9 protein-coding genes and 1 riboswitch are annotated in these 18,784 nt (G+C 68.8%); of the genes, 6 read left to right on the top strand and 3 right to left on the bottom strand.

Going from position 1 to position 18,784, the window contains the following annotated elements; genetic code table 11:
- Positions 1-117: 117 nt before the first annotated feature.
- The gene (locus tag DKG75_RS19955; protein ID WP_109922953.1) at positions 118-1,533 is read right to left on the bottom strand and encodes a short-chain fatty acyl-CoA regulator family protein; all 1,416 of its coding nucleotides are present in this window, start codon (positions 1,531-1,533) and stop codon (positions 118-120) included.
- A gap of 138 nt (positions 1,534-1,671) precedes the next feature.
- Here DKG75_RS19955 and DKG75_RS19950 point away from each other — a divergent pair, with 138 nt between their 5' ends.
- From DKG75_RS19950 to metE, 4 genes are all read left to right on the top strand, one after another.
- Positions 1,672-5,127 (top strand): pyruvate carboxylase, encoded by a 3,456-nt coding sequence (locus DKG75_RS19950; protein WP_109922952.1) that lies wholly within the window; start codon positions 1,672-1,674, stop codon positions 5,125-5,127.
- Positions 5,124-7,787 carry an aconitate hydratase AcnA gene (gene acnA / locus DKG75_RS19945; protein ID WP_109922951.1) on the top strand — a complete coding sequence of 888 codons (2,664 nt, stop codon included), beginning with the start codon at positions 5,124-5,126 and terminating at the stop codon, positions 7,785-7,787. Before DKG75_RS19950 ends, acnA begins: the two co-directional genes overlap by 4 nt.
- Before the next feature lie 129 nt (positions 7,788-7,916).
- Positions 7,917-8,288: an acyl-CoA thioesterase gene (locus tag DKG75_RS19940; RefSeq protein WP_109922950.1), complete on the top strand. Its 372-nt coding sequence runs from the start codon at positions 7,917-7,919 to the stop codon at positions 8,286-8,288.
- Between the two features lie 49 nt (positions 8,289-8,337).
- Positions 8,338-8,536: riboswitch (cobalamin riboswitch) on the top strand.
- Between the two features lie 98 nt (positions 8,537-8,634).
- Complete coding sequence (metE, locus tag DKG75_RS19935) at positions 8,635-10,926, top strand: 5-methyltetrahydropteroyltriglutamate--homocysteine S-methyltransferase (RefSeq protein ID WP_109922949.1); 2,292 nt, start codon at positions 8,635-8,637, stop codon at positions 10,924-10,926.
- A gap of 66 nt (positions 10,927-10,992) precedes the next feature.
- Here the strand turns inward: metE and DKG75_RS19930 are convergent, their stop codons facing one another.
- The gene (locus DKG75_RS19930) at positions 10,993-11,595 is read right to left on the bottom strand and encodes a DUF1826 domain-containing protein (RefSeq protein ID WP_166646591.1); all 603 of its coding nucleotides are present in this window, start codon (positions 11,593-11,595) and stop codon (positions 10,993-10,995) included.
- A 46-nt stretch (positions 11,596-11,641) separates the two neighbouring features.
- Positions 11,642-12,898 (bottom strand): zinc metallochaperone GTPase ZigA, encoded by a 1,257-nt coding sequence (zigA, locus tag DKG75_RS19925; RefSeq protein ID WP_109922947.1) that lies wholly within the window; start codon positions 12,896-12,898, stop codon positions 11,642-11,644.
- A 129-nt stretch (positions 12,899-13,027) separates the two neighbouring features.
- On the opposite strand from zigA, the gene DKG75_RS19920 reads away from it, so the two are divergent.
- Both DKG75_RS19920 and cobN read left to right on the top strand, forming a co-directional pair.
- A complete protein-coding gene (locus DKG75_RS19920) occupies positions 13,028-14,956 on the top strand; it encodes a TonB-dependent receptor domain-containing protein (protein ID WP_109922946.1) in 1,929 nt (642 codons plus the stop codon).
- A 2-nt stretch (positions 14,957-14,958) separates the two neighbouring features.
- The gene (cobN, locus tag DKG75_RS19915) at positions 14,959-18,777 is read left to right on the top strand and encodes a cobaltochelatase subunit CobN (protein ID WP_109922945.1); all 3,819 of its coding nucleotides are present in this window, start codon (positions 14,959-14,961) and stop codon (positions 18,775-18,777) included.
- Positions 18,778-18,784 lie beyond the last annotated feature (7 nt).

Below are 18,784 nucleotides of genomic sequence, written 5' to 3'. Positions count from 1 at the left end.
CGGCGAGGTTTTCGCGCGTGCGGCGCCCCCCGTCCGTCGCGTCCGCGCGTGACCGCGGTTGGGGCTGGTCTCGCGGCTTGCGGGGGCAGCCGCGGCCGGGGAAGGGCGCCGGGGCCGTCAAGCGACGGAATAGGGGGCGGGGCGGCTGGTATTCTCGTCGACGGCGATGGGCCGGCCGATGGGCGGGAAGGCGCGCTGGGCGCAATGGGCGCGCTCGCACACTTTGCAGCCGGCGCCGATGGGGACGGCCGCATCGGGATCGGAAAGATCGAGCCCCTTGGAATAGACCAGGCGGCCGGCATGGGCGATATCGCAGCCGAGCGCCACGGCAAAGGTCTTGGCCGGCGTGCCGAAGCCGCCGTTGTTGCGCGAGACCGTCCGCGCGATCCACAGATAGGCGCGCCCGTCCGGCATGCGCGCCGCCTGGGTCAGCACTTTTCCCGGCGTCGAGAAGGCTTCGTAGACATTCCACAAGGGGCAGGTGCCGCCGACGCGGGAGAAGTGGAAATCCGTCGCCGACTGGCGCTTGGAGATATTGCCCGCCCTGTCCACCCGGATCAGGAAGAAGGGCACGCCCCGCGCCGCCGGCCGCTGGAGGGTGGAAAGGCGGTGGCACACGGTCTCGAAGCCGACGCCGAAGCGGGTGGCGAGGCGCTCGATGTCGTAGCGAAGCCGTTCCGCCTCGGCCAGGAAGCGGCCGTAGGGCAGGATCAGGGCGCCGGCGAAATAATGCGCAAGGCCGAGACGGGCGAGGTTGCGCGCCTCGTCGCTCGACAGCGGGGCCGCGGCGGTGACGGCATCGATCACAGGGCGCTGTTCGAGAAAGGCGATCTGCGTCGCCAGCTGGAACGCGACCTGGCCCGGGCGGAGAAAGGGCGAGAGCCGGATCACCCGGCTGCGCGGATCGAAGCGGCGCTTGGGTGTCCCTTCCCCCTCCGTGAATTCGATGCGGACATCGTGCCGCCGGCCGAGATAGGCGGAAAGGCCCGCCGCCACCTGCCCCGGGGCAAGGCCGGCCTCGGCATAGAGGCGTTCCGCCGCCTCGTCCAGTTCGGGGATGTGGTTGCCCTTGCCGTAGAAGAAATCGCGCACCTCCTCGTAGGGCATGGGCGGGGCCAGGGCGGTGAAGGCGCGCTTGTCGTCGCCGAGGGTGGAAAGCATCGCCTCGGTCCGTTCCAGCATCTGGCGGTTGCGGCGGTGCAGCCCGACCAGCGCCTTGCCCACCGCCGGCATGGCCGTCGCCAGTTCCCGGATTTCGGCAAGCGATACGGGGCCGCCCGGGCCGACCTCGGACAGGGCATCGCGCAGGTCCGCGATCAGGCGCGCCTCGTCGTCGTCCGAGAACATCTGCACATCGATGCCGAAGGCCGAATTGATCTTCAGCAGCACCGGCACGGTCAGCGGCCGCTGGTTATTTTCGAGTTGATTCAGATAGGAGGGTGAGATCTCTAGAGCCTTGGCGAGCGCAAGCTGGGTGAGCCCCCGTTCTTCACGAAGCCTGCGCAGGCGCACGCCCATGAATGTCTTTCTCATTGCCGCCGTCCTTCGCAAGATTCGCAAATTTGCCGGAAACATCACGCAGAACTTCGCATTTTCAGCGGTTCTTCCGGCTCCCGTCTTGTGGATATTGCGAATTGGATGGTTGGCGCAAGTCAAAGTGCGGGGGCACCGATGAAACATTTCCACCGACTTCTGGTCGCCAATCGTTCTGAAATCGCCATTCGCGTCTTCCGCGCGGCGGCGGAACTGGGCATTCGCACGATCGCGGTCCACGCCCATCAGGACCGGCTGTCGCTGCATCGCTTCAAGGCCGACGAAGCCTATCCGGTGGGGGAGGGGCTGGGGCCGATCGAAGCCTATCTCTCGATCCCCGAGATCATCCGCGTGGCGCGGAAAGCCCGCGCCGACGCCATCCACCCCGGCTATGGCTTCCTGTCCGAAAGCCCGGAATTCGCCGAAGCCTGCGCCGCGGCCGGCATCGCCTTCATCGGCCCGGCGCCGGAGACCATGCGCAAACTGGGCAACAAGGTTTCGGCGCGCGAACTGGCGATCTCGGTCGATGTCCCGGTGATGCCGGCGACCGGCCCCCTGCCCGAAGCGGCCGGCGAGATCGCGGCGCTGGCGGAGAAGATCGGCTATCCGCTGATGCTGAAAGCCTCCTGGGGCGGGGGCGGCCGGGGCATGCGCCCGATCGACGGCCCGGCGCGGCTTATCGACGCGGTCGAGAGCGCGCGGCGGGAAGCCAAGGCGGCTTTCGGCAAGGACGAAATCTACCTCGAAAAGCTGGTGCGCAATGCCGCCCATGTCGAGGTCCAGATCCTGGGCGACGGCCACGGCAACATCGTCCACCTGTTCGAGCGCGACTGCACCATCCAGCGCCGCCACCAGAAACTGGTCGAGCGGGCGCCGGCGCCCTATCTGGCCGCCGAAACCCGCGCCCGCCTGGCCGAGGCGGCGTTGCGCATCGCCAAGGCGGTGAATTACGTCGGCGCCGGCACGGTCGAATTCCTGCTCGATACCGACACCGGTGCGTTCTACTTCATCGAGGTCAACCCGCGCATCCAGGTCGAACACACGGTAACGGAAATGGTTACCGGGATCGACCTCGTGAAGGCGCAGATCCGCATCGCCGAGGGCGGCCGCATCGGCCGGCCGGAGGAGACCGGCGTGCCGGAACAGGCGGCGATCCGCCTCGACGGCCATGCCCTGCAATGCCGGATCACGACCGAGAACCCGGAAAACAATTTCGTCCCCGACCATGGCCGGATCATGGTCTATCGCGGCGCCTTCGGTTTCGGCATCCGGGTCGACGGCGGTACCGCCTATGCCGGCGCCGTGGTGACGCGGCATTACGATCCGCTGCTGGAAAAGGTCACGGCCTGGGCGCCGACCCCGGAAGAGGCGGTCGCCCGCATGGAACGGGCGCTGCGCGAATACCGCATCCGCGGTGTCGCCACCAACCTGCCCTTCCTCGAAGCCGTGCTGCGCCATCCGCGCTTTCGGGCCGGCCGCTGCACCACCAGGTTCGTCGACGAAACGCCTGAATTGTTTCATTTCGCCCGCCGCCGCGACCGGGCGACGAAACTGCTGACCTATGTCGCCGATGTCACCGTGAACGGTCATCCCGAGGTGCGCGACCGGCCGAAGCCCCGCGCCGGCGCGGCCGTGCCCGTGGTGCCGGCCTTTCCGGCGGCGGTGCCGCCGGGCAGCAAGCAGAGGCTCGACCATCTGGGGCCGGCGGGTTTCGCCCGGGCCCTGCGGGCGGAGCCGCGCCTTCTCGTCACCGATACCTCGATGCGCGATGCCCATCAGTCCCTGCTGGCGACGCGCATGCGCAGCTTCGACATCACGGCGGCGGCGCCCGCCTATGCCGCGGGCCTGCCGCAACTCCTGTCGCTGGAATGCTGGGGCGGGGCGACCTTCGATGTTGCCATGCGCTTCCTGAACGAAGACCCGTGGGAACGGCTGGCGGCGATCCGGCGCAAGGTGCCGAATATCCTGTTGCAGATGCTGCTGCGGGGCGCCAACGGCGTCGGTTACACCAATTACCCGGACAATGTGGTCCGCTTCTTCATCCGCCAGGCGGCGGCGGCCGGTATCGACCTGTTCCGCGTCTTCGACTGCCTGAACTGGGTCGAGAACATGCGCACCGCCATCGATGCGGTGATCGAGACCGGGCGCCTCGCCGAGGGGGCGATCTGTTACACTGGCGATATCCTCGACCCCGACCGGGCGAAATATTCCCTGAATTATTATGTCGGCGTCGCCAGGGAACTGGAGGCGGCGGGCTGCCATATCCTGGGCCTGAAGGACATGGCCGGCCTGCTGCGCCCGGCGGCGGCCCGGAAGCTGGTGACCGTGCTGCGCGAGGAAGTGGGCCTGCCGGTCCACCTGCACACCCATGATACCTCGGGGATTGCCGGCGCGACCCTGATCGCGGCGGCGGAGGCCGGCGTCGATGCCATCGATGCGGCCATGGATGCGCTGTCGGGCACGGTGTCTCAGCCCTGCCTCGGCTCCATCGTCGAGGCGCTGCGCCATACCGGGCGCGATACCGGCCTCGACCCGGCGGCGATCCGCAGCCTGTCCCATTACTGGGAAGCGGTGCGCACGCACTATACCGCCTTCGAGAGCGACCTGCGCGCCGGCGCCTCGGAAGTCTACCTCCACGAAATGCCCGGCGGGCAGTTCACCAACCTGAAGGAACAGGCCCGCGCCCTCGGCCTGGCCGAGCGCTGGGACGAGGTCGCCCGGGCTTACCGCGCGGCCAACGATCTCTTCGGCGATATCGTCAAGGTCACGCCCTCGTCCAAGGTGGTGGGCGACATGGCCCTGATGATGGTGGCGCAGGGCATCGGGCCCGATGCCGTGCTCGACCCCGGCCGCGAGATCGCCTTCCCGGCCTCGGTGGTCGAGATGCTGCGCGGCGACCTGGGGCAGCCGCCCGGCGGCTGGCCCGAAGCCTTGCAGGACAAAGCCCTGAAGGGCGAGGCGCCGATCCTGGTCCGCCCCGGCAGCCTGTTGCCGGCGGAAGACCTGGAGGAGGCGCGCCGGCAGGCCGAGAAGAAGATCGGCCGCCAGCTCGACGACCAGGATCTGGCCGCCAGCCTGATGTATCCCAAGGTCTTCGCCGATTACGCCGCGGCCCAGCGGAAATATGGCCCGGTCGCCGTGCTGCCCACCCCGGTCTTCTTCTACGGCATGGTCCCGGGCGAGGAAATGACGGTGGAGATCGAGGACGGCAAGACCCTGGTCATCGCCCTGGAGACCGTGGGCGAAACCGGGCCCGACGGCCTGGTGAAAGTCTTCTTCGAACTGAACGGCCAGCCCCGCGTCGTCACCGTGCCCAATCGGTCCGTAACGCCCAAGGTGGTGGCGCGGCGGAAGGCCGCCGATACCCACCCGGGCGAGGTGCCGGCGCCGATGCCCGGCGCCGTCGTCTCGCTCCGTATCGCCAGGGGGCAGGCGGTGAGGGCGGGCGATCCGCTGCTGTCGATCGAAGCCATGAAAATGGAAACCGTGGTCCATGCCCCCATCGACGGCGTGGTGGCCGACCTCCTGGTCGGTCCCGGCGATCAGGTCGATGGGCAGGACCTTCTTCTGGTGCTGGAAAGTAACGCCGAATGACATCGCTTGACACTTTGAAGGCCCGCGCGACCCTGCGCCTGGACGGCCGGGCCTATGACTATTTCTCGCTGGGCAAGGCGGCGGCGGGGCTGGGCGACCTGTCGCGCCTGCCGCTGTCGCTGAAGGTCCTGCTGGAAAACCTGCTGCGCCACGAGAACGGTTCCACGGTGACGGTGGAGGATATCCGCGCCCTGGCCCGCTGGACCGACAGCCGCTCGTCCGACCGGGAGATCGCCTTCCGCCCGGCCCGCGTCCTGATGCAGGATTTCAGCGGCGTGCCGGCGGTGGTCGATCTTGCCGCCATGCGCGATGCCATGGTGGCGCGGGGCGGCGATCCGGCGCGCATCAACCCGCTGGTGCCGGTCGATCTCGTCATCGACCATTCGGTGATCGTCGACGAATTCGCCGGCAAGGATGCCTTCGCCGCGAATGTCCGCCTCGAATACGAGCGGAATGCGGAACGCTATGAATTCCTCCGCTGGGGCCAGCAGGCCTTCGACAATTTCCGCGTGGTGCCGCCGGGCACCGGCATCTGCCATCAGGTGAACCTCGAATATCTCTCCCGCGTCGCCTGGACGCGGGACGAGGACGGGCGCACCACGGTCTACCCGGACACGCTGGTCGGCACCGACAGCCACACCACCACGGTGAACGGCCTCGGCGTGCTCGGCTGGGGTGTGGGCGGCATCGAGGCGGAGGCGGCCATGCTGGGCCAGCCCATCTCCATGCTGATCCCGGAAGTGGTGGGCTTCCGCCTGACCGGCAGCCTTGGCGACGGCGTCACCGCGACCGATGCGGTGCTGACCGTCACCCAGATGCTGCGGAAGCTGGGCGTCGTCGGCAAATTCGTCGAATTCCATGGGCCGGGGCTGGATCACCTGTCCCTGGCCGATCGGGCCACCCTGGCCAATATGGCGCCCGAATATGGCGCCACCTGCGGCTTTTTCCCGGTGGACGCGGAAACCATCGACTACCTCCGCATTTCCGGCCGGGACGAGGCGGTGGTGCGCCTCGCCGAAGCCTATGCCAAGGCGCAAGGCCTGTGGCGGGACGATGCCGTGACGCCCGCCTTCACCGCCGAACTGCACCTCGATCTCGGCACGGTCGAACCCTCGCTGGCCGGGCCGCGCCGGCCCCAGGACCGGGTGCCCCTGTCCGGGGTCGCGGACAGTTTCGCCCGCGAACTGGCCACCGGTTTCGGCAAGCCGGAAGGTATCGGCCCGGGCGAGATCGACCATGGCGCCGTGGTGATCGCGGCGATCACTTCCTGCACCAATACGTCCAACCCCGGCGTGATGATGGGGGCGGGGCTGCTGGCGAAAAAGGCGGTGGCGGCCGGTCTGCGGGTGAAACCCTGGGTCAAGACCTCGCTCGCCCCCGGTTCCCAGGTCGTCACCGATTACCTGGAGCAGGCGGGTGCGGCGGCGGCGCTCGAACAGCTCGGTTTCGGGCTGGTCGGCTATGGCTGCACCACCTGCATCGGCAATTCCGGCCCCCTGCCGGACAAGGTGGCGGAGGAGGTTGCGGCGCGTGACCTCGTCGCCTGTGCCGTCCTTTCCGGCAACCGCAATTTCGAGGGGCGGGTGCACCCGCAGGCCAAGGCCAATTACCTAGCCTCGCCCATGCTGGTGGTCGCCTATGCCCTGGCCGGCCGCATCACCCTGGACCTGACGAGGGAGCCGATCGGCCAGGGCACGGCGGGCCCGGTCTATCTGGCCGACATCTGGCCCACGGCCAGGGAAATCGCCGAGGCGATCGGGACTTGCGTAACGCCCGAGCATTTCCGCAAGCGTTACGCCAATGTCTTCGCCGGCGACGAGCTCTGGCGCCGGATCGCGGTCCGCCCGGGCCAGACCTTCACCTGGAAGGACCAGTCGACCTATATCCGCCGCCCGCCCTATTTCGAGGGCGGCACGGCGGCAGCCCCCGCCATCGACAATGTGATCGGCGCCCGTATCCTGGCCCTGCTCGGGGATTCGATCACCACCGACCACATCTCGCCCGCGGGCGGCATCAAGCGCGACAGCCCGGCCGGCCGCTTCCTGAGCGATGCCCGGGTCGCCTTCGCCGACTTCAATCAATATGGCGCAAGGCGCGGCAATCACGAGGTGATGATCCGCGGCACTTTCGCCAATATCCGCATCCGCAATGAAATGACCCCGGGGATCGAGGGCGGCGTGTCGCGCTATGTTCCCGATGCCGATGCCCCGGTCGAGCCGATCTATGACGTCGCCCGGCGTTACGCCAGCGAGGGTACGCCCCTGGTCGTCGTCGCCGGCAAGGAATATGGCACCGGCTCGTCGCGCGACTGGGCGGCGAAGGGGGTCGCCCTGCTGGGCGTGAAGGCGGTGATCGCCGAGAGTTTCGAGCGCATCCATCGCTCCAACCTGGTCGGCATGGGCGTGCTGCCCCTCGCCTTCCAGGCCGGGACCGACCGGAAGTTGCTGGGGCTCGACGGCAGCGAGGTGATCGACCTGCTCGACCTCGACGGGCCGATCACGCCGCGCATGAAGGTCCGGGCCCGCTTCGTCTATCGCAACGGCGCCATGGTCGAAGTTCCCTTGACCTTGCGCATCGATACGCTCGACGAACTCGCCTATTTCCGGAGCGGGGGCATCCTGCACTACGTGCTGGCGGGCCTGTTGGACAAGGCGGCCTGACGGGCCGCCGCCGGCCCTTCGCAAACATTGCCGCTTCGCTTGGGACCCCTGGCAAATTTTCGCCACTTCAGCGGTTCCGGCAGGGCGCCGGTCATCGCTAGTCTGGCGACGGCAAGGGAGGTGGCGGCAATGACCTGTTTCGTCGAAATGATCTTCCCCGAACAGTCCAATCACTACGGCACGCTGTTCGGGGGCACGGCCCTGTCCCTGATGGGCAAGGCGGCTTTCGTCGCCGCGACAAGGCACGCGCGGCGTGCCGTGGTCATGGCGTCGTCCGACAAGATCGACTTCCATGTCCCGATCAAGGTCGGGCAGATCGCCGAACTGAAGGCGCGGGTGGTCCGGTCCGGCCGCAGTTCGATGACGGTGGAGGTCGAGGTGACGGCGGAAACCCTACTGAGCGGCGATCGCCGGCTGGCGATGTCCGGACGTTTCGAGATGGTCGCGGTCGATGAGAGCGGCCGGCCGGTGCCCTTCGCCCGGGCCGAGGAGTCCGTATAACAATATAAGGATGTCTTTATATTCTTCTTGACCCCGGTCGCTGATGGGGCTCAAGTGCCAGGGTCGTGGTTCGCCCGGTCGGTTCTGCCGTCCGGGCGCTAAGAGGGAAGCCGGTGCAAGGCCGGCGCTGCCCCCGCAACTGTAAGCGGCGAGTTTCCGTCACCCCGTGTCACTGGCGCTCAGCCGGGAAGGCCAGACGGAAGCACCGACCCGCGAGCCAGGAGACCTGCCTCGACCTTTGAATGTCCTCGGGCGGGGTGCCCCGGTGGATGGCCAGGGCCGGGGCGATGGTGCCCCTGCGCGTGCCTCCGCATGTGGTTCCCCCTAATCAGATTAGGGGTTCCGAATGTCTGACCTTTCCAACACTTTGGCGGTGGCCACGCTCGGCTTTCCGCGCATCGGGCCGCGACGCGAATTGAAGACCGCGCTCGAAGCCTTCTGGGCCGGCCGCATGGACGAGGCGGCCTTGCTGGCGACGGCGGCCGATCTTCGTTTCGCCAACTGGCTGCGCCAGCGCCAGAACGGCGCGACCGTCATCCCGAGCAATGATTTCTCGCTCTACGACCATGTTCTCGACACGGCGGTGATGCTGGGCGCGGTGCCGCCCGGCTTCGACTGGGGCGAGGGGCCGGTGCCGCTTTCGACCTATTTCGCCCTGGCGCGCGGCGACAAGGATCGCCCGGCGCTGGAAATGACCAAATGGTTCGACACCAATTATCACTACATGGTGCCGGAACTCGGCCCGCGGCAGGATTTCCGCCTGGCCGACGACAAGCCGCTGCGCGAATTCATCGAGGCGCGCGACGCCGGCATTCACACCCGCCCGGTCCTGCTCGGCCCGGTCAGCTTCCTGCTGCTGGCGAAAATGCGCGACGGCGGTGATCCCCTGGCCCTGCTGCACCGGGTGGTGCCGGTCTATGTCGAACTGCTGCAACGCCTGAAGGCCGCGGGGGCCGACTGGGTGCAGATCGACGAGCCGGCCCTCGTCCTCGATCTCGATCCCGCGGTGCTGGCCGCCTTCGGCAAGGCCTATCCGGTGCTGGCCCAGGCGGCGCCGGGCCTGCGCCTGCTGCTGGCCGGCTATTTCGGCGGCTATGGCGACAATCTGGATCTCGTGCTGCGCCTGCCGGTGGCGGGGCTGCACTTCGACCTGCTGCGCGGCGGCCATGAGATCAACGAGGTGATGCGCCGCCAGCCGACCGGCAAACTGTATCAACTGGGCGTGATCGACGGCCGGAATGTCTGGCGTGCCGATCTCGCCGCCCTCCTTGACCGGCTGGAGCCCGTGGTCGCCCGCCTGGGCCGGGACCGGGTGATCCTGGCGCCTTCCTGCTCGCTCCTCCATGTCCCGGTCGATCTGGCGCTGGAAACCGGGCTCGATCCCGATCTCCGGCGCTGGCTGGCTTTCGCCACCCAGAAGATCGGCGAATTGGCCATCCTCGCCCGGGGGCTGGGCCAGGGCCGGGGCGCCGTCCGCGCCGAGGTGGCGTCGGCGGCGGATGCCCTGGAAGCGCGGCGCATTTCCGCCCGCATCCATGATCCGAAGGTGGCCCGGCGCCTCGCCCGGGTCACGGCCGCCGACGCGCGCCGCGCCCATGGCTTCGAGACCCGCCGCGACGCCCAGAAGAAGCGCCTGAACCTGCCGGATTTCCCGACTACCACCATCGGTTCCTTCCCCCAGACGGCGGAGGTGCGGCAGGCCCGCGCCGCCCATGCCAGGGGCGAGCTTTCGGCCGCGGATTACGACACCTTCCTGAAGGCCGCGACCGCCGAAGCCATTCGCTGGCAGGAAGAGATCGGCATCGATGTCCCCGTTCACGGCGAATTCGAGCGGAACGACATGGTGCAATATTTCGGCGAGCAACTGGCGGGCTTCGCCTTCACCCGCACCGGCTGGGTGCAATCCTATGGCTCGCGCTGCGTGCGGCCGCCGGTCATCTATGGCGATGTCTCGCGTCCGAGGCCGATGACGGTCGAATGGGCCCGCTATGCCCAGTCCCTGACCGAAAAGCCCATGAAGGGCATGCTCACCGGCCCGGTGACCATGCTGCAATGGTCCTTCGTGCGCGACGACCTGCCGCGTGCCGATGTCTGCCGCCAGATCGCCCTGGCGCTACGCGACGAGGTCGACGACCTGGAGGCGGCGGGCATCGCGATCATCCAGATCGACGAGCCGGCGATCCGCGAAGGCCTGCCGCTGCGCCGGCGCGAACGGGCGGACTACCTCGCCTGGGCGGTCGAATGCTTCCGATTGGCGTCCTCCGGTGTCCGCGACGAGACCCAGATCCACACCCACATGTGCTATTCGGAATTCAACGACATCATCCAGTCCATCGCCGCCATGGATGCGGATGTGATCTCGATCGAGACCGCGCGTTCCAAGATGGAATTGCTCGCGGCCTTTGCCGACTGGCGCTATCCGAACGAGATCGGGCCGGGCGTCTACGACATCCATGCCCCGCGCTGCCCCGATGTCGCCGAAATGACCGATCTGCTGAAGACCGCCGCGACCCGGCTGGAACCCGGGCAGATCTGGGTCAACCCCGATTGCGGCCTGAAGACGCGGAAATGGGACGAGGTCCGTCCCGCCCTCGCCAATATGGTCGAAGCGGCTCGCCGCCTGCGCCGGGCAATGTGACCCCGCCCGGCCGCAGGTGAGCGGGCGCGGGGCGGCGGCCGTGCATGGCCGCCGCCCCGTTGCCTGTCAAACCCGCCACAGGCCGGGGGAGGCCGGCGAGGGCAGATTGAGGCATAGGAACAGGCGGGTGATGCCGGTGCCGGCGACGGGCGGGGAGCGGTGGACGATGCCATGGTCGTGGCCGGGCTGGCAGCCGCGGAAGAGGGCGACCTCGCCCGCGGCCAGCCGTTCCATGGGGCCGGTGTAATCCTTCTGGTCGTCGAGGGCGCTTGCGCCATGCGCGGGCAGCACCCATTCGGTGCCCGGCCCGGCATAGGTGGTGACCAGCCGGGCCGGGACATGGTCGCGGTGGAATTTCCAGCAGGCGTCGTGGCCCAGGGCTTCGAGCCGGATATCCACCGCCGCCGCGGCGAACAGCGCGGCAAAGCGCTGGGCCAGCGCCTCGATATCGGCGGCCAGCAGCCGGCCCGCCGCCGTGCCGGCAAGGGCGGAGGGGGCGATCAGGCTGCCGATGGCGGTGGCAAGGTCCGGCGGGCGGGCCAGCACCCGGCCGTCCGGATAGCCGGCGGGATCGAGGGTGGCCAGGGCTTCGGCCAGCGGGGCCGGCAGGTCGCGCCGCCACAGTGCCAATTCGATGCCGGGCAGGCGGATGCGGGCCAGATCGTCCATCCCATGGCCTACGACGACTGGTGATGGTGGCCGCTGCGCGCTGCCGTCAGGCATTGTCGCCCCTCCGGCGCCAGACGGGGAAGGGATCGGGCAGGCGACGCCATCGGGCCGCCGCCGCCTCCGGCGCGAGGCCATCATCGACTAGGCCATCATCGACCAGGCAGGCGTCGAGCCGGCGGCGGATATCGGCCTCGTCCATCGCCGGGCTGCCGATGAAGACGATTTCCTGGCGCCGGTCGCCGTAGACCCTGTCCCAATTGCCCATGACCGCCTTCCGCCATTCGGGCTGGTCCGGCCATTGCGCCTTGGGGACGGCGGCCCACCAGAAGCCCATGGCCTCGGTCCTGACCAGGGCGCCGGCCTGGCTGAGTTCCCCCACCCATTCGGGCCGCGTCGCCAGCCAGAAATGGCCCTTGGCGCGGATCACGCCCACCCAGGGGGAGCGGATGAAGCCGTGCAGCCTTTCGGGGTGGAACGGACGGCGTGCCCGATAGACGAAGCTGTGAACACCATATTCCTCCGTCTCGGGCCTGTGGCCGGCGGCGCCGTAGAGTTCCTTGAACCAGAGCGGATGTTCCTCCGCCTTCTCATGGTCGAAGCGGCCGGTGTTCAGCACCCGGTCGAGCGGGACATGGCTCATGCTGGTCTCGATCAGGTCCGCATCCGGGTTCAGCGCGCGGACGATCTTGCGGGCGGCTTCCAGCTGATCGGGCGGGGTTACATCCACCTTGTTCAGGATGACGACATCGGCGAATTCGATCTGGTCGACCAGCAGGGTCACCAGGCTGCGGTCGTCGTCCTCGCCGAGCGCTTCGCCGCGGTCGCGCAGGAAATCGGTGGAACCATAGTCGCGCAGCAGGTTGAAGGCATCGACCACGGTCACCATCGTGTCCAGGCGGGCGACATCCGACAGGCTGTTGCCGTCCTCGTCGCGGAAATCGAAGGTCGCGGCCACCGGCAGCGGCTCGGCGATGCCGGTCGATTCGATCAGCAGATAGTCGAAGCGGCCTTCCCCGGCCAGGCGGCGGACCTCGGCCAGCAGGTCGTCGCGCAGCGTGCAGCAGATGCAGCCGTTGGTCATCTCCACCAGCTTTTCCTCGGTCCGCGACAGGCCGCCGCCCTCGCGCACCAGATCGGCGTCGATGTTCACCTCGCTCATGTCGTTGACGATGACCGCGACGCGCCGGCCCGCGCGGTTGTTCAGCACATGGTTCAGCAAGGTCGTCTTGCCCGCGCCGAGAAAGCCGGACAGGACGGTGACGGGCAGGCGAGGGTCGTTTGTTTCCGGGGGGCTGGTGGTCATGACGCGGTTCCGCTGCCGGGGGAGGTTGATCCGGCGATCGGAAACGTAATGTTATAACGTATCTTGCGGCAAGCCTGATATGTGATGTTATAACGTGTCATTCGTATCGGGCTTGGGTTGGGGATAGCCATGGGGTTGAGTCATCGGGCGTGCCGGGCGGTTTCCGTTCTGGCGCTGGGTCTGGTCCTGTCGTTCGAGGTCTATGCGGCCGAGGAATTGCCGGCCGTGGTGGTGACCGCGACCAGTGCCGAACAGGCGCTGCGCGATGCCCCGGCCAGCGTCACCGTGATCACGGCGGCGGAACTGGCTGCCCGCCCGGTCGCCGATCTGGCCGATGCGCTGAAGGGCAGTGTCGGTATCGATGTCGGCGGTGTCGGCCTGACCCGGCGCGGCATCGGTATCCGCGGCATGTCCAGCGAGCACACGCTGGTGCTGATCGACGGCAAGCGGGCGAATGCCGCTGCCGGCGCCATCGCCCATGCCGACTATGACCTCGGCTGGATTCCGGTCGAGGCGATCGAGCGGATCGAGGTGGTGCGCGGTCCCATGTCTTCGCTCTACGGCTCGGAGGCATTGGGCGGCGTCGTCAACATCATCACCCGTGCCGCGACGGATGAATTCGCCGGCAGCGTCTCGCTGCGCGGCGGCCTTCAGGAAGGAGCCGGGGGCGACCACTACCAGGCCGGTTTCTATATCGGCGGGCCGCTGGTCGAGGGCAAGCTCGGCTTCAGTGCCTTCGGCGAAGCCCGCCGCCGCCGGGAAACCCCGGAGAACGCCGACCGCCGGCGCAGCGCCATCGAAGGCCAGGACAGCCAGCGCGGCGAATTGCGCCTGACCTGGACCCCGGCGGCCGGCCAGCGCATCGATTTCGGCTATGGCCTGGGCTTCGAGGAGCGGGAATACAACACGTTCTCGACCTATTATTACGCCAGCGAGGATCAGGTCACCCGCGAACATGCCTTCGTTACCTATGACGGCACCTTCGGCGCCCTGAACCTGCGCCTGCGCGCCTATCGTTCCGAACTGGAACGCGAGAACAGCCGCAGCCGGGGCGCCCCGACCAATCCCCAGCGCCTGACCGACGATGTCTTCGATGCCCAGATACGCCACGGCTTCGGCGATTGGAATGTGCTGACCCTGGGCGGCGAATGGCGGCGCGAAGCGCTGAAGGACACCACCGTGAACGGCGCGGGCAAGGCGGAGGCCGATCACCCCGCCCTCTATATCCAGGACGAGATCGCCATCGGCCCGGACTGGGCCCTGACCCTCGGCAACCGCAGCGACCACCACGAGAGTTACGGCTGGCAGCAAAGCCCGCGCGCCTATCTGATCCACCGGGTGGACGGCAACCTGTCGCTGAAGGCCGGCGTCGGCCGGGGCTTCAAGGCGCCGACGCTGAAGCAGCTCTCCCCCGGTTACAGCGCGGTCGGCGGCGGCGGGCGCTTCACCATCGTCGGCAACCCGGACCTCGAACCCGAGATCAACACCGCCTTCGAGGGCGGCTTCGATTACCGGGCAGCGGCGTGGTCGGTCCAGGCCATGGTGTTCCAGAACAACCTGGAGGATTTGATCACCACCAATTGCGTTGCCGCCTGCGGCATCCGCGGGGCGGAGCGCCGGGCCTATCTGAATGTCGAGAAGGCCCGCCTCGAAGGGATCGAGATCGCGGGCGAGGTGGACCTGCCCTTCGACCTCCGGCTTGCGGGCAATTACACCTTCCTGCAGACCAAGAACCTCGACAATGGCCTGGAACTGGCGGAAAAGCCCCGGCACCAGGGCGCGGCCACCCTCGAATGGCGGCCGGAAGGCGGCTTCAGCGCGCAATTCCGCAGCCGCCATGTCGGGCGGCAGGTGGTCTATGCCACCACGGGCGTTGCCAGCGACCTGCCGTCCTATTGGCTGCTGTCGCTCGATGCCGCGCAGGAAATCGCCCCGTCCCTGGTGCTTCGGGGCGGCATCCAGAACCTGACCGACACCGATCTGTCGGACGAGGACCCGTTGTTCTCCTTCGACGAGCCGGCCCGCACCCTCTGGCTCGGCCTCGAGGTCGGGTTCTGATCATGGGGGCGATCCTTCGCCTGCTGCCGGTCCTGGCGGCGCTGTTCTTCGCGGTGCCGGCGGCGGCGCAACCCTTGCGCCTTCTGATCGTCAGCAATGATTTCGTCCTTCCCGGCAAGGTGGAGGCCCTGCGCCCGCTGGCGCAAGGGGCGGGGATCGAGATCGCCCATCTCGACGTCACCAAGGCGGAGGGGGCGCCGGCGGCATGGCTGGCCGGGGCCGGCCTCGTCATCGTCGATACGCCGCGCCCCGGCGACCGCGCCACGGTCGCCGCCCGCCTGGGCGAGGGGCTGGACACGGCACGGATCCCCTGGGTGCAGGTGGGCGGCGGGCCGCCGGCCTTCGGCCATCTGCCGCCCGACCGCGCCCGGCGCATCGCCGCCTATTACGCCAACGGCGGGCGCGGCAATTTCGCCGCCCTGTTCGCCTTCCTGTCGGGGGCGGATGCGCCGGCCGTGGTCGCCATGCCGGTGCAAGGGCTCTACCACCCCGCCGCCGATGCCTTGTTCCTTGATGCGGCGAGCTATCTCGCCTGGGGGCGGGAACGCTGGCCGGCGGGGGCGCCGCGCATCGCCATTGCCGTCCATGGCGGCACGATCGCCGACCTTCAGACCCGCCTCCTCGATACGATCGTCGCGCGGGCCGAGGCGAGGGGGATCATGCCCCTGGTCTTCTGGTTCGATGCGGGCGCCACCGATGGCATCGCCCGCGTCTTCGGGTCCGATCTGCCGGATATTTTCGTCAACGCCGGGCACATGCAGAACGCCGAGGCGCGAAAGGCGGAATTCATCGCCCTGGACCGGCCGGTGATCCAGACCCTGACCTATCGCGAAGGCAATGCCGGCGATTACGCCGTGGCCGCCAGCGGCATCGACCAGCGGCTGGTGGCGCCCTTCCTGGCCGTGCCTGAAGCCTGGGGCATGTCCGATCCCCTGGTGATCGGCGCGCTCGACGGGGGCGAGATCGTCGCCCTGCCGGAACAGGTCGATCTCCTGCTGGGGCGGGCGGCGACGATCGCGGCCCTGCGGCGAAAGCCGGCGGCGGAAAAGACCGTCGCCCTGATGTTCTGGAACGCGCCGGCGGGGGACAAGAATCTCTCCGCCTCCAACCTCAATGTCCCGGCCAGTATCGAGGCGATCGCCGGCGCCCTGGCCGGGGCCGGCTACGACGTGCCGCCGACCTCGGAACCGGCGCTGGTCGCGGGGGCGCAGGCCATGCTCGGCGCGCTCTATCGCCCGGCGGAACTCGACGATCTGCTCGCCCGGGGCCTGGCCGTAACCTTTCCCATTTCGCGATATCGGGCCTGGCTGGATCGCCTGCCCGAGGATAGCCGTCTCGCCATCCTGCTGGCCGGGGCGCGGCCCGAGGATCATTGGGCCGTCCGCCGGATCGACGGCGAGGCGCAATTCGTGCTGCCCCTGATGCGCCTCGGCCGTCTTGCGCTCATGCCCCAGCCGCCGCGCGCCGCCCGGCCGGGGGAACACACCCATGACGTGAAACAGGTGCCGGGCCATTTCTACCTCGCGGCCTATCTTTACCTGCGCGAGGGGCTGGGGGCGGATGCGCTCATCCATCTCGGCACCCATGGCACCCAGGAATGGACACCGGGCAAGGACCGGGGCCTTGCCGCCACCGATTATCCCTTCCTGGCCCTGGGCGACCTGCCCGTGTTCTATCCCTATATCCAGGACAATGTGGGCGAGGCCCTGCAAGCCCGGCGGCGCGGCCGGGCGGTGACCGTCAGCCACCAGACCCCGTCCTTCGCCCCCGCCGGCCTGCACGACGAATTGCGCGACCTGCACAGCCTGATCCACGAGCATGAACTGGCCGAGGACGGCCCGGTGCGCGACGCCACCCGGGCCCGCCTGGTCGAGGCCGCCCTGTCGTCCGGCATCGCCGCCGACCTCGGCCTTGACCGGGCGGCGATCGAGGCGGATGTGCCGGGCTTTCTCGCCTTGCTGCACGATCATCTGCACCATGTCGCCGGGCAGGCGATGCCCCTTGGCCTGCATCGTTTCGGCATCGCCGCCGACCCCGATCACCGGTTGCTGACGGTCATGCAGCAATTGGGCGACGATCTCCTGGCGGCGGCGGGCGAGGACCCGGCGGAGGCGCGGGTGGAAGGCACAGCCCTGCTCGACTCCGGGGCCGCGCGCTGGCTGCGCCGCTATCTCCGCGACGGCGAAAACCCGGACGATATTCCCGACGAGACCCGGCGCGCCCTGGTGCGCCGGGCCATCGCCCAGGATCGCCTTCTCGCCGAGCCGGGGGAGCTGGAAGCCCTGTTGCATGGCCTTGCCGGCGGCTTCGTGCGGCCGGGGCCGGGGGGCGATCCGGTGCGCAACCCGGATCTTGCCGCCGGCCGCAACCTTTACGGTTTCGAGCCGGACAAGATCCCGACGCCCGCCGCCTTCGCTGCCGGCGGTGCCGCCTTTGCCGAACTGCTGGAGCGCCACCGCGCGGGGCACGGCGGGGCCATGCCGGCCAAGCTCGCCTTCTCCCTCTGGTCGTCGGAGGCGATGCGCCACCTCGGCGTGCTGGAAGCCCAGGTGCTGCATGCCCTGGGGCTCCGCCCGGTCTGGGACCGGGGCGGCCGCGTGGTCGCCATCGAGATCGTGCCGGCGGCGGAACTGGGCCGGCCCCGGGTCGATGCGGTCATCCAGGTGACCAGCGTCTACCGCGACCAATTCGACGGCTTCATGCGCCTGCTGGCGGCGGCGATCGACCGGCTGGCGCTGCTGGACGAGCCGGGCAACCCGGTCTTCGCCCATGCGGCGGCGACCCGTGCCCGCCTGATCGCCGCCGGTGTCCCGGCGGACCGGGCGGCCCGCCTTGCCGCGCTGCGCATCTTCAGCAACGCGCCCGGTGCCTATGGCAGCGGCCTGCCGGACGAGGTGATCGCCTCCGACCATTGGACGGACGAGGGCGTGCTGGCCCAACGCTTCCTGGACAACCTGCAATATGGCTATGGTGCGGGGGATCTCTGGGGTATCGCCGGGGGCGAGGTCAATCTTTTCGCCGACCAACTGCGCGGGGTGGAGGGGGCGGTGCTGGCCCGTTCATCCACCCTGCACGGCCTGATCTCCACCGATCATCCCTTCGAATATCTGGGCGGGCTTGGCCTTGCCGTCCGCCATCTCGACGGGGCGACGCCGGATCTCTATGTCGCCGATCTCCGCCAGGGGCAGGGCAGCCTGACCACCGCCGCCCGCTTCATCGCCGATGAATTGCGCGGCCGCTACCTGAACCCCGAATGGATCAAGGCCATGCAGGCGGAAGGCTATGCCGGAACGGTGGAACTGGTGAAGGTCGCCAACACTGTCTTCGGCTGGCAGGTGACCGCGCCCGAAACCATCCGGGCCGACCAGTGGCAGGCGCTTTACGAAACCTATGTCCGGGATGCCCGCGCTCTCGGCCTCGACCAATGGTTCCGCAGCCATAACCCGGATGCCCAGGCCCAGGTGATGGAACGGATGCTGGAGGCGATCCGCAAGGGTTACTGGGATGCCCCGGACGAGACCCGCGCCACCCTGGCCGCCCGCTTCGCCGAATTGACCGGCGAGCCCGCGGTCACCGCCGGCAGCCGCACCGCGCGGGATTACGCCCGCAGCCTCCTGGCCGGCTTCGGCCTCGGGGCTGCCGCCCCGGCCCCGGCCCCGGCACCGGGCGGGGGCGAGGCGGTCAGCGGGCAGGTCATGGCCCCGGTGCCGCCGCCCCCGCCGGCCGGGGACTGGCCCTGGGTCCGTTTCGGGGCGCTGGCCTTCATCCTTCTTGCCGTCGGCGCCGGGGCGATCGCCCAGGCGCGTGTTTTCCAATCGTGAGTAACCG

Origin of the sequence: Zavarzinia compransoris (assembly GCF_003173055.1) — a bacterium.
In the GTDB taxonomy this organism is placed as follows: domain Bacteria; phylum Pseudomonadota; class Alphaproteobacteria; order Zavarziniales; family Zavarziniaceae; genus Zavarzinia; species Zavarzinia compransoris.
The sequence above is the reverse complement of the archived record's forward strand: the minus strand, read 5'-3'. Positions and strand labels throughout refer to the sequence as shown.